Here is a 12,789-nt window from a genome sequence, read left to right as displayed (position 1 = left end):
GTTATTGCACTCCTTTATTCTTATCGGGCAAGCGGTAGCCCGGGGCCAATACCGCGTTCTTGACGCCGTAGAGCGCCAGATGGTCTTTCAGCCACAATCTGTATTCGTCACCACGCAAGCTGTGGTCGGATGAACAGTCAACGCTCCACTGGCGCAAGATGTAACCGGCGGTGGCAGCGCGCAGTTTCATTCGCAGTGAGCCGTCAACCATCCCGTAATCCATCTGAGTGATTTCGGGGCATGACTGATCGGGGTGCGGCACTATTTCCAGCTCGACGATTCGAGTCCATTGAATGTCCTGGTCGCTGCGTTCATGGAGCTGAACACATTCCCCCTTCATCAAGGTCGGCCGTTTGATCCGGGTAACGACGAAGTCCCGGAACTCCTGCGACTTACGGTCGTAGGCGCGGACATGCCAGCGCAGGCCATTGTCGATCAGCGCAAACGGTACGATTTCCCGCTCGGTGCAACCACTGGAGATGGAGTGGTACTCGATGCCCAGCGGGCACTCCTGATGGATTGCCCTAGTCACACTCGCCAGCACATCCAGATCCGGGTGCGTGAAACGTAACGGGCTCTCACTCGAAACCGACGCTTTGAGGCGCATTGGCTCACCGTCGCCAAAGCCCTGGGTTAGCCACGAAAGTACCCGCGCCGGGAGAAAGTCGAAGACCGGCTGAAAGTCCGGCCCAAGGACGTAAGACTTGCCCTTGGCGTCGTAGTCGATATTGCCTGGGGCCAACTCCTTATACAGCGCCAGATCCCTTGATGCGGCGGCGGATTGGATGCCAAACCGCACCACCAGGTCCTGGCGGCGTATCTCGCCAATAAAACGGACGCGCAACTCTACGAACGCGAGACGATCACGTTGTGGCTGAGTTAGATCTGAAAGCTGCTGGTTCGACATCTGACGGGCTCGTTCGGGTTAGCGTATGCGCTTCCGGGAATTTGTAGATGCATAATACCTACAAAAATACGAAGACAATATCACTATGATGATCGAATCATGATCACCATGATAACCATGCACCGCTGAGAGCTCCTGATAACTCACCACTCGGCGACCACTAACAGACGGCAATACCAGCTATCCCCTACTGGTATCGAATCCACGCTGACGACCACCGTACGACTTCGTAGCCGCCTTGCAGAGGTAGCTGGCACGATGGAATAGCGCTGGTAACTCGTCAGCATCACCTGGACAGACATTCCGGTCTATTCGGTATTCAGCATTCCCAGGGATATGGACCAACCCTCTCACTTCGTCCACTGACAGCCTCAGAGCACTGGCCCAGGCCTCTTCCAGGCGGCTGATATTATTGGCCCTCTCAGAACGTAGCCGACCCAACGTGTAGAAGGAATCACGGTTAAGCAGGATCAGCAGATGGTAGTGCGGTCGTCGCCCCTCCCCTAACTCCCTAGCCCAGACGTATCGAACCTTGCAGTCATGGGCATACTGGTTCCGATCACGAGCCTTCTCACGGTTGTGCTCAATCTTCGCCTTGAAAGATTCGATGAACCTACTGATGACCTGATTCGTGTAGGTGCACTCAGACAGATCGATACCCTGTGGTAGCCGAAGATCAGCTCTAAAGGCCAACACTCTCGGGTATTGAGCCAGTGCCAAGCCTATGGTGCGCTTGAGAGAGGAAATGTACTGGAGGATGAAGGGGCCGGCCTCGATCATCGTTGGCAGGCCCTCGTAGATGGGTTCGTAGTACAGGTGGAGGTTGGAGTTATCTGGATGTCGACGCATGGGTTACTACTCCTCGGGCTGAGTTTCATAAGCTGCGTCTGGTGAGTACTTTTTAACCGTTACCTCTCCATGATTTTCTTGCCTGATCCCTCTATTGAGTAGATAGGTCGGTGCTTGGCTGTGTATCAGTTGGCTAGGTGGGAACCGTACAGGTGATAGCCCATCAGGTAAATGCATAGCTCCATGTCACAAACCTCCCAACCCTACGGGTAATAAGTACTATTAAAAGCATAATACCCGCACCGAGAATGGCTCTCTCGACCGGCTCGGGAAACCAATCCCGAATGCTCAAGCCACACCGGCATTTTTGGACTTAGCCTCACTCCGGAAACAAATCATCGTTCAGAAGCTCTGCCCCAAGAAAGCTTGCCTCCCAAGAGACCGAGCAATGTGGAGCAGCATCGCTCGACCTAGCGGGAGCCCCCTTGTTTGGTCCATGGGCACCAATGGACCAACCCGACATAAACGCCATGACCAGCCGCAGCCGGTCATGGCGCTATGATTAGTTTCTAGCTGGCCATACTCAGACGGCCAGATCGGGCTGAAGCACTCTCAGCTAGGTCGCGCTCTTCAATCCTTGCCAGGATCCAGTCGTGCACCTCGCTTTCCACCCATCCAACGCATCGATCTCCCAGAGAGACCGGCTTCGGAAAGGTGTCCAGGGTAATGAATTTGTAGATGGTCGACCGTGCCAGACCGGTCGAGTCGATGACTTCTTTTAGACGAATGATCCTCATGAGCAGGCTCCTCTATTAGCTCAGAGGATCTGCAGGAGCAGTTAGGAAAAACTTTCTGCCACCCGACAGAACGAAACGCATAGGAGCTCGGCCCTGCTCCCGCACTAGCACCTTGCCCTTCTCAATATTGCATTTGGCCTCGCTGAAGCAACAGCAAGCGCTCGCCATCGATCTCTGCCTGGACTCCCGCAACCAGCTCATGCGGTTGCATCAGGGCAGAAACTCAAGATTGTCACAACCTTTGCCATCAGTCGCTTATCCAGCGGATGGAGTGTGTGATAGCACGGGTAGATCTTAAAAAGCCACGAACGCCTCGAATACAGGGTGTTTCGCATCACTTAATGTCATCTATAAACAACCTAGAAAACATCTATAAACTGTTATAGATTAACGCTATTAACGATCTATAATCAGACTAGATAGATACTAGGAAAAGGAAATGAGCAGAGGTGAAAGCGCACTCGGTCGGCTTATGAAGATGCCGGCAAGGGAGATAACTTGGCTATGGAATGCACTGTCAAATGACGGGATTGACTTTGACGACTGCCAGCTCAACAGCTTAGTCATGCGCCAGCAGATAGCTGGGCACCTCACCCCAAAGCTCATAGCAGCACTTGAGCATGCCAAGGACACCCAGTTTCTTTCCGAAGACGAATTCCGCGGGGTTGCGAAAGATGGACGGCAGCCGAACTGGCTGGTACGCAAAGCCCTGCAAGTTGTAGGCGAAAGACGACTTCCCCAGCCGCTCACAACATTGCCGATACGGCAGCAAGTAATTGCTATTTTTGATCTGTGGAGCGCCCGCTTAAGCGACAAGAAAATGGCGCTGATCGACCTTGAATATGCGTGGCGAGAGCATCTGCAGCACGACGAACTATTTAGGTGGTTCAAGGAAGAGGACGAGAAATCAAAATGCTTGATGGCATGGGAGTGGATGAAGAAGCACCTGCCTCAACAAACCCGAAATGAGCCCCCTTTCGCACGCCATAGCGAGCTACTGGAATTTTTCGACCGTCATGACGCGACCCAAGGTGAAAAGGAGCTCTACGTTTTCAAAATCAAACGGAGTTGGAGCACCCGAAAGACGCGAGAGAATTCGCCCAACAAGAAGCAGTACAATTTTGTACTCACCAAAGATGTCAACGCCGCCCTCGATAAACTTGCCAAGGAACATAAGCTGTCTAGGACGAAAATCCTCGAACAGCTAATCCTCAACGAGGCAGAGACGGGCTTGCATCTTGGACAGATGCTCCACAAGGCTTAAGTACGGAATCCAGTATTCCAAACGGTATTCCAAACAAAAAAACAAACTTATTTTCTACAATAAAATCATGAAGTTATTGGACCTGTTCAGATTACCCCGGCCCACCATTTAGTCTTCCCAGGAAGACCCAGAAAAGCCGTAAAGCCTAGAGAAATCAAAGCTTTACGGCTTTTTTCTTGCCCGCGTTTTCCCACCTAATCCCAGGGCATCCCACGGTTGATGGGGACATAAAGCGCTCATCAGCTTGCTCACACGATAAAAAAACCATTGGCACGTGGGTACGATCAACCCACCTTCTTGCCGGAGCGGCATGAAATGATGCTGTCCTGGCTGACTATTTGGACTCGATAAAAAACTGAATGCGCGCTCATACACTCAGCCGCACCCCTTGAAACCAGTACAAGCACCATCGCTTCGCATGAGTACGGGCTGAATTGCTAAACTGCGCAGATTTGGCGTCTGCAATGCGCCACGCGTAGTTCAAAAGGAATTCCTGCCGATGTCAGCCTTATCCGCTTTGCTCAACACCTACCGCAGCGCGTCTGTCACCGAACGCGAAAAAGGTACTTACTTCGAAGAGCTGGTTTGCACTTACCTGCGCAACGAAGCCACCTACCGCGACCTGTACGACAAGGTATGGACATATGCGGAGTGGGCGAAGGAGCAAAGCCTCAGCGGCAAAGATGCGGGAATTGATTTAGTGGCTCGCACCCAGGGCACAGGCCAATACCACGCGATCCAGTGCAAGCTGTATTCCGAGGACTACAAAGTCCAGAAGAAGGACATCGACAGCTTCTTCACTGCATCGGGCAAGGCACCATTCTCGTACCGCATCATCGTAGCCACCACCAACAACTGGAGCGAGCACGCCGAGGACGCGTTGCAGGGCCAGCAGCCTCCGGTCAGTAAAATCGACCTGCAAGCCCTGGAAGACAGCCAGATAGACTGGGCCAAATACCAGCCCCATCAAGCCGTCGCGCTCAAGGCCAAGAAGCAGCTGCGCGAGCACCAGCAAACCGCGCTGAATGCCGTGGCCGCTGGCCTAAAGGACGCCGAACGCGGCAAGCTGATCATGGCCTGCGGCACCGGCAAGACCTTCACCAGCCTGAAAATTGCCGAGCAGCAGGCCGGCAAGGGCAAGCGCGTACTGTTTCTGGTACCCAGCCTGTCGCTACTGTCGCAGACTCTCACCGAATGGACGCAGGAAAGCGCAACACCGCTCCACAGCTTTGCCGTCTGCTCCGACAGCGACGTAGGCAAGAAGCGCAAAGCAGAGGATGACACGGTTCAGGTGTTCACCCACGAGCTACGCTATCCGGCCACCACTAAGGCAGATCGCCTCGCAGCGGAAATGCTCAAGCGCCATGATGCCGAACACATGAGCGTGGTGTTTTCCACCTATCACTCCATTGACGTGATCAGCCGCGCCCAGGCTGATCATGATCTGGCCGCTTTCGATTTGGTGATCTGCGACGAAGCGCACCGCACCACGGGTGCCACCTTTGGCGACGATGACGAAAGCAACTTTGTGCGCGTTCATGATGCCGACTACATCCGCGCCACCAAACGGCTGTACATGACCGCCACGCCGCGCATCTACGGTGACAACGCCAAGCTCAAGGCCGAGTCCGGCGAAGTCACCCTGTGCTCGATGGATGACGAAGCGCTCTACGGCAAAGAGCTGTTCGTCATCAACTTCTCCGAGGCCGTTCAGCGCGGCCTGCTCACCGATTACAAGGTGCTGGTACTCACCGTCGAGGAGAGCACCATCAGCCGCCGCCTTCAGGAGATGCTGAAGGACGAGAACAACCAGCTCAAGGTAGACGATGCCGCCAAGATAGTCGGTTGCTGGAAGGCGCTGGCCAAGCAGGGATTGGCCGAAAACTTGGTGGGTGATGATCAGCCCATGAGGCGCGCTGTAGCTTTCTGCCAGGTCATCTCGCCCAACTACAAAGGCACCAAGCACAAGGTCAGCTCAATCAATATCGCCAGCATGTTCCAGTCGGTGGTGGAGGCTTATCAGGAGTCAGAAAACATCGATGAGGCTTCACGCATCATCTGCGAAGCCGCACACGTCGATGGCGGCATGAACGCCAGTGCCAAGGAAGCCAAGCTCAACTGGCTTAAGGAAGAACCGCCAGCCAACACCTGCCGTATCCTCAGCAATGTCCGCTGCCTCTCTGAAGGTGTGGACGTACCGGCGCTGGACGCCGTGCTCTTCCTCACCCCGCGTAATTCCCAGGTGGACGTGGTGCAATCGGTGGGCCGGGTGATGCGCAACGCACCGGGTAAGAAGCGCGGCTACGTGGTGCTGCCCGTGGTCATTCCGGCCGGCATGGAGCCCCACGAAGCGCTCAATGACAACCAGACCTACAAAGTGGTCTGGCAGGTGCTTCAGGCATTGCGCTCGCACGACGACAGCTTCGACGCCATGGTCAATAAGCTCGACCTGATCGGCTCTGACCCGCGCAAGATGGAAGTCATAGCCATCACCGACAAGGCCGAGAAAAAGACCAGGAAAGCTAGCGGCACCAGCAACGGCCAGGTAGGCAAAGGCCAGTACGGCATTGGTGAGAAACGCGCTAAGTACGATGTCGAAGGCCAGATGACCCAGCAGGCCGAGCTAGCCTATGAGGTGGGGGAAATCGAGAAGGCCATCTACGCCAAGATCGTCGACAAGTGCGGCAACCGACACCACTGGGAAGACTGGGCCAACGATATCGCCAAGATCGCCCGCACCCATATCGACCGTATCCAGGGAATTTTGGAGAACCCTGAATATACCCAGGAGAGAGCGACTTTCGAGGCCTTCGCCGCTGAGCTGCGTGATGATCTCAACGACAGCATCAGCGATGCCGAGATCGTCGAAATGCTTGCCCAGCATCTGGTAACCAAGCCTGTGTTCGATGCGCTGTTCGAGGAATACAGCTTTGCCAGCAACAACCCCATGTCCAAAGCCATGCAAGGCGTGCTGGACGCGCTCCATGAGCATCACCTGGCCAAGGAAGCCGACACACTGGAAAACTTCTACGCCAGCGTTCGTCAACGAGCTGCCGGCATCGACAACGCCCAAGGCAAGCAGAAGATCATTGTCGAGCTCTACGACAAGTTCTTCCGCAACGCCTTCCCCAAGATGACCGAGCGCTTGGGCATCGTTTACACCCCGGTCGAGGTGGTGGACTTCATCCTCCACAGCGTCAACCACCTGCTGCAACAGGAGTTCGGCCAAACTCTAGGCAGTAAGGGCGTCCACATCATCGACCCTTTTACCGGCACAGGGACGTTCATCACACGCCTGATCCAGTCGGGGCTGATCAAACCGGAAGAGTTGCCGCACAAATATAAGCATGAGATCCATGCCAACGAACTGGTGCTGCTGGCCTACTACATTGCAGCCATCAATATCGAAGCTGCCTATCACGGCGAAGTGATCGACGAGTACACCCCATTTGAAGGTATCTGCCTGACCGATACTTTTCAGATGTATGAGAAGGACGATTTGGTAGATGCACTACTAGAGGACAACAGCGCCCGGCGTAGACGCCAGAAGGATTTGGATATTCGGGTGATTGTGGGTAATCCCCCCTATTCTATTGGGCAAGGTAGTGCAAATGACAACAACACGAATCTCGCTTACCCATCGCTCGATGCCTGCATCGCTTCTACTTACGCAGCACGCTCCTCAATGACGTCCGTGAAGAATATATATGACAGCTATATCCGTGCGATCCGCTGGGCCAGCGATCGTATTGGCGACGCGGGTGTGATCGGCTTTGTCACCAATGCTGGATACTTGGAATCAACGTCTTCCGACGGCATGCGCAAATGCTTGGCGGAGGAGTTCTCTAGCCTCTATGTGTTCCATCTGCGAGGCAATCAACGCACCAGCGGCGAAATCTCTCGGAAGGAAGGGGGCAAAATTTTCGGCAGTGGCAGCCGTACCCCCATCGCCATCTCGCTTCTGGTCAAGAATCCCGAGGCGCAGACACATGGGCAGATTTATTTCCATGACATTGGCGACTATCTCAGCCGCGAAGAAAAGCTGGAGAAGATCGCCAACTACGTCAGCGTGGCCGGTATCGAACACTGGCAATCAATCACCCCGGATGAGCATGGTGACTGGCTCAAACAGCGCGACGATAGTTTCAGCCAGTTCATCTTGATGGGAGATAAGAAGGGCGATGCGCCCAAGCTATTTGACAGCTTCTCACTGGGTGTTGCGACCGGCCGAGACTCCTGGGCCTACAACACCAGCAAGCACAAGCTGGAAGTCAATATGAGCAGCATGATTGACTTCTACAATACCGAGGTGGAGCGCTTCAATGCGGCGCATCCGGGGATGGATACCAAAGCACGGCAGGCGAAAGTTGATGGTTTCATAGACACTAATCCGACCCGTATCAGCTGGACTCGCGCACTGAAACAGGATCTTGGCAGAGATCGCAGCTATGCCTTCGACGCCGACTGCATGGTGCCCGGTCTATATCGCCCCTTCACCAAGCAATGGCTGTACTTCAATCGTCGTTTCAACGAGATGGTCTACCAGATGCCGCGCATCTTCCCAGACGCCACATCTGAAAACAGAGCCATCATGGTTAAGGGAAATTGGCGGGGCGATGGCCAGATTGCTTATATGGTCGATAGCGTTACCTGCTTGCAGCCTGACGGCGGTGGTCAATGCTTCCCCCTCTACCTCTACGACGAAGCCGCTCAGGCTTGCGATGACGACCTTTTCGCTGAGCCGGTTGAGGGCGGCTTGCGCCGCCGTGAGGCTATCACGGACACAGGCCAGTCTCACTTCCACGCGGCCTACCCAGGTGAGCAGATCAGCAAGGAGGACCTGTTTTACTACGTCTACGGAATCCTCCATTCCTCGGACTACCGTGAGCGCTTTTCCGACAATTTGAGTAAAGAGCTACCGCGCATCCCGGCTGTGAAAAAGGCTGCCGACTTCTGGGCCTTCAGCAAGGCAGGCCGCGCCTTGGCCGATCTCCACCTGAACTACGACACCGTCGAACCCTATCCCCTGACCATCGAGGCCAGGGGCTCGTTGAATGGCGCCGATTACCGGGTGGAAAAGATGAAGTTCGCTAAGAAAGGAGACAAAAGCACAGTCATCTACAACCACCGCATCACCCTCAAGGGGATCCCCGAGGCAGCTTGGGAATACGTGGTCAACGGCAAGCCAGCACTGGATTGGGTGATGGATCGCCAAGCGGTGCGTACCGACAAGGCCAGCGGCATCGTCAACGATGCTAACGATTGGGCAGTGGAAACTATGGGCACCCCCAAGTACCCACTGGAGCTGTTCCAGCGCGTGGTCACAGTGAGCGTGGAAACCCAGAAAATCGTCAAGGCGCTGCCCAAACTCGATATCGGTACAGATAAATAGTTAAGTCCGATAAAACGCTAAACATTCAGTCAACTACTACCTTGGTTGGGCCTCCTTTTCCCAACCAAGGCAGTCCAGCTTCGCTCCTGCAAAGGACGGGACATCGACGCCGGTTCCTCTGCTGGTCCGCGGCATAACATGAACTTCGATTGTTTCGTAATGATGATGTTGAACTATATGCAGCAGCAGGGGCAGGTACAGCGTACGGAAGTTATAGATCTGCGCCGGCTCTCGTCTGATCAGGCGGTAAAGCTACTTAGGTGCATGAAAGATAAAGGCGCTCTGCTACAGCAACGACACTGGGCGGTCTATAAACTCGGCTAAAAATTCTATGAGCCCCTATGAGCTTGTATGGGCCCATACACGCCTGAACTGGAAAGCGCCCTGCTGCCCAAGCAGCAGAGTATGTGGTCGTGTATGAAATGACACACCCGAGTCCTGGCTACACTTCGAGCGCGTCATGCCAGACTGCACACAGAGAAAAACTTGGTTGGCGAAACACAGGACCGAAGTCGAAAGGGAGTGAAACTCTTCCTCTGACAGGGAGATGCTTGAGGTTAAAAACCGAAACGCCACCCCACTCAGACCGCGCCTTCGCTCCCCAAAAGCGGCGTTAAGTCTCTTTCTATTGTGCGAACTTTCCTAGAAACTCCTAGCCGCTTGCGCCTACCCCCTCACCCTGGCTAGCCTCGATCCGTCACTGCACATTCAGTGACCGGGTTTAGCAGCTCGACGTGTAACTAGGCGCATGGCGCCCCCATTACGTGGCGCTTTTTTTGGCTCCGCTTTATGGCGGCCGTGCGCAGGGCACCCTCGGGTGCGCCGGGTTCCTAGTACACCGGTCTGCTAACCTGCGAACGGCCGCCACCCTATCGTTTAGCAGCGACGGTGAAGGCTCCTATCTCTGTACTAGGAGTTACGCCATGAAAAAGCTCGTCCCCGATCCGCCCCACCGCGTTAGAAACCCTGACCACGATCTGGCCAATCAGCAGATCCGGCAAAAACTGTCACTTCAGCCTGCCGATGCTTCTCTGATCCAGTCACTGAAAAAAACCATCAGCACCCCAGTAAGTCGCGACTCCTTGTTCTCGGTACGCGGCGGCATCAGCGCCGAAGAAGCCCTGCTCCACGTCTCTCTGCTGCTGAAAAGCGCCGAAGAAGTCTCCGATGAAATCACCGAACGCGGCAGCGGCATTGAACGCGGCCTGATCTGGTCCCTGGTGCACTCGGTGGAGATGGCCCGGGCCGTGGTGGATGCCTTGCTCGACGGCAGTCGCCACAGGCCAACGCTGAAGTAGAACTCCCCGCGACAACACGGCGCGGCAGCACAGTCTGTCGTGCTGTCGCTTGATGAGTGGGGGCTTCAGCGCTCCGACATAACCACCATCACCTCCGCATCCTTCTGCCCTTCCGCTAGGTAGACATGGCCAATGCTGCTGTTGAAGTAGGCCGTTTCCTGCGGGCCAATGCTCACCGCTTCCCCGGTCTCGAACTGAATCCGCACACGCCCCGACAGCACCAGGGCAAATTCCTGCCCGGGGTGACGGATGTAATCCTCGAACTGCTGCAGCTCGCGAGCAAAGATCCGCGCGTACATGGGGGTCATGCTGCGCCCGGGAAAATCGCCGGCCACCTGGTGGTAGTCGTAGTGGCCGGTGCTGTAGCCGGGGGCGTCGGCGATGGTGGTGCTGACCACGGTCGGTTGCACCTGGGCGCTGCGGGTCTGGATCAGGTTCGGCGCCGGGCTAAACAGTTGGGCAATGTCGACGCCCAGGGCGCGGGCCGCGGCGGCGAGTTTTTCGTAGCTAACCGAGACCTGGGCCAGCTCCATTTTCGACAGGGTCGACAGCGCTACGCCGGAGCGTTCCGAGAGCTGTTTGAGGGTCAGCTCGTCCTATGGACAACCGATCGCGCGCTGGAATCAGTGTTATATCCAGGAGGGAAACCTTTTCCATAGTGCGCCTTCCCTTCTCTATTCCGATTGCAGGTCAGTCCTGCTCCCCCTCCTCTCTCTTGTGCTTACGATAACGGGAGAGCGAAATTCCCGTTTGGCGCTTGAAGTAGCGACACAAGTAAGACGCGTCGACGAAGTTCAGTTCGTCGGCCACACGGCCAATAGCCAAGTCACTGTATGAAAGAAGAGCCTTGATCTCCAAGGTTACCTGCCGATCGATCAGGCCCTTGGGAGTGTCATTGAAAAACGCTTTGGTCAACTGCGACAGGTAGAACGGCGTGATATTCAGTGCGTCGGCGTAGAACTTCACATCTCTGTGGCGCACACAATGTTTGCCTATCAATTCCCAGAAGCGCCAACTGAGCATTTCCTTCCGGCTGAATCCCCTGTTTTCTATCTGGTTGGCTGGAGGTTGCTCGGCTATTTTCAGAAAGAGGTTCTGCAGCTGATTGCGCAACATGATGCGTTGGTAGGTGGGACAGGTCTGCGCAATGTTCCGCATCTGCGTCACCCAGCTCTCTATCAGCGGCATGTCGTCCTTGGATGGAATGCAATGAGGATGGTCATGCAGAAATACGAACAAGGTATTGGGTAGCGGGTAGGCAACCTCCGCGGCAAAACTTTTCGGCATAAGGCAGAAAAACACCTTGAAGCGGCGCGAGCGACGTTTGAGCAAGGCAATAGTGTCCTCAGCCAGCAGCATCACACCACCACGCCTAACCGCATGCTCTTTGAAGTTAAGTGTGAAGTGGGCACTACCGCAGAGGCATACCAGCAGCGTCAAGTAAGCGTGACCGAAGGAGAGCGGTAAACCTTGCCCTTCCGCTAGCGTGGTTTCTCCCATCCGCATCGAGTCGTCAGGAGCGGAAAGTTTCGGAATGTGATGCATAGTGCCCCAGCGCTACAACAAACAAGAGCCAAAATCCTATCACCGCTTGGCGCAGCTGTTTCGAAAAGTACCGAAAAAGTCGAGGTACTGGCGTGTACCGATGATCTGTCTCCCAATACTCTGTCCCGAACGAACCAATCCATTCGGGTACAGGACATGACACTTGAAACAGAACGACTCTTGCTTCGCCCCTGGCAGGCCACAGACGCCGCCGATCTATACGAATATGCCAAAGACGCCCGAGTCGGTCCCATCGCTGGCTGGCCCCCCCATACCAGTGTGGAGAACAGTGCCGACATCATCCGTACGGTCTTCAATCACCCCGAGGTGTACGCGGTCGAACTGAAGGAAAATCGCCGTGCTGTTGGTTGTGTGGGCATTCTCATAGGCAGCAACAGCAATTTTGAAATCAGTGAGCAGGAAGGTGAAATCGCCTACTGGATCGGCGTGCCGTACTGGGGCAAAGGCCTGACTCCGGAAGCAGTACGTGAAGTGATGCGACACGCCTTTGGAAACCTGAATCTCAAAGCACTTTGGTGTGGTTACTTCGCCAACAACATCCAGTCCTATGCTGCTCAATCGAAGTGTGGCTTTCGCTTTCATCACACGGAAGAAAACAAATACAACCAGTTCCTCCAAGACTATCGGACAGAACACATTAGCCGTATCACCTACCAAGAATGGCTGGAACATACGAAAGAGTAAGGGCACAAACCGAAGATCCCGGTGTACGGCGGCAACGACCGACGGACGCAGTCTGCGTGACGACGTATACCGCACGAACGCCGCAGAGGAGT

At 55.0% G+C, this 12,789-nt stretch carries 9 protein-coding genes; 4 read left to right on the top strand and 5 right to left on the bottom strand.

What is annotated here, in order from left to right; translation table 11 throughout:
* Nucleotide 1 precedes the first annotated feature (1 nt).
* From KI242_RS04185 to KI242_RS04175, 3 genes are all read right to left on the bottom strand, one after another.
* Nucleotides 2-907 carry a WYL domain-containing protein gene (locus tag KI242_RS04185; RefSeq protein ID WP_212805931.1) on the bottom strand — a complete coding sequence of 302 codons (906 nt, stop codon included), beginning with the start codon at nucleotides 905-907 and terminating at the stop codon, nucleotides 2-4.
* 180 nt (nucleotides 908-1,087) lie between these two features.
* On the bottom strand, nucleotides 1,088-1,756 hold the full coding sequence (locus KI242_RS04180; RefSeq protein ID WP_212805930.1) for an inovirus Gp2 family protein: 669 nt from the start codon (nucleotides 1,754-1,756) through the stop codon (nucleotides 1,088-1,090).
* Nucleotides 1,757-2,265: 509 nt separating this feature from the next.
* A complete protein-coding gene (locus tag KI242_RS04175) occupies nucleotides 2,266-2,493 on the bottom strand; it encodes an AlpA family transcriptional regulator (RefSeq protein ID WP_078469743.1) in 228 nt (75 codons plus the stop codon).
* Nucleotides 2,494-2,932: 439 nt separating this feature from the next.
* On the opposite strand from KI242_RS04175, the gene KI242_RS04170 reads away from it, so the two are divergent.
* The 3 genes from KI242_RS04170 (at nucleotide 2,933) to KI242_RS04160 (ending at nucleotide 10,447) form a co-directional block, all read left to right on the top strand.
* Nucleotides 2,933-3,757: a hypothetical protein gene (locus KI242_RS04170; protein WP_212805929.1), complete on the top strand. Its 825-nt coding sequence runs from the start codon at nucleotides 2,933-2,935 to the stop codon at nucleotides 3,755-3,757.
* Between the two features lie 499 nt (nucleotides 3,758-4,256).
* On the top strand, nucleotides 4,257-9,149 hold the full coding sequence (locus KI242_RS04165) for a type ISP restriction/modification enzyme (RefSeq protein ID WP_212805928.1): 4,893 nt from the start codon (nucleotides 4,257-4,259) through the stop codon (nucleotides 9,147-9,149).
* 923 nt (nucleotides 9,150-10,072) lie between these two features.
* Nucleotides 10,073-10,447 (top strand): DUF3077 domain-containing protein, encoded by a 375-nt coding sequence (locus tag KI242_RS04160; protein ID WP_212805927.1) that lies wholly within the window; start codon nucleotides 10,073-10,075, stop codon nucleotides 10,445-10,447.
* A 65-nt stretch (nucleotides 10,448-10,512) separates the two neighbouring features.
* Here the strand turns inward: KI242_RS04160 and KI242_RS04155 are convergent, their stop codons facing one another.
* Together KI242_RS04155 and KI242_RS04150 are read right to left on the bottom strand one after the other, a co-directional pair.
* The gene (locus tag KI242_RS04155; RefSeq protein WP_169893960.1) at nucleotides 10,513-11,037 is read right to left on the bottom strand and encodes an XRE family transcriptional regulator; all 525 of its coding nucleotides are present in this window, start codon (nucleotides 11,035-11,037) and stop codon (nucleotides 10,513-10,515) included.
* Between the two features lie 100 nt (nucleotides 11,038-11,137).
* Nucleotides 11,138-11,992, bottom strand: a complete 855-nt coding sequence (locus tag KI242_RS04150) for a helix-turn-helix transcriptional regulator (RefSeq protein WP_212805926.1) — start codon at nucleotides 11,990-11,992, stop codon at nucleotides 11,138-11,140.
* A gap of 156 nt (nucleotides 11,993-12,148) precedes the next feature.
* Here KI242_RS04150 and KI242_RS04145 point away from each other — a divergent pair, with 156 nt between their 5' ends.
* Entirely contained in the window at nucleotides 12,149-12,697 is a 549-nt protein-coding gene (locus KI242_RS04145) for a GNAT family N-acetyltransferase (protein WP_212805925.1), read from the top strand.
* The last annotated feature ends 92 nt before the right edge of the window (nucleotides 12,698-12,789 follow it).

Origin of the sequence: Pseudomonas sp. Eqa60 (assembly GCF_018326405.1) — a bacterium.
In the GTDB taxonomy this organism is placed as follows: Bacteria; Pseudomonadota; Gammaproteobacteria; order Pseudomonadales; family Pseudomonadaceae; genus Aquipseudomonas; species Aquipseudomonas protegens.
Note: the sequence above shows the minus strand (reverse complement) of the source record. Positions and strands in the feature narration are given on the sequence as shown.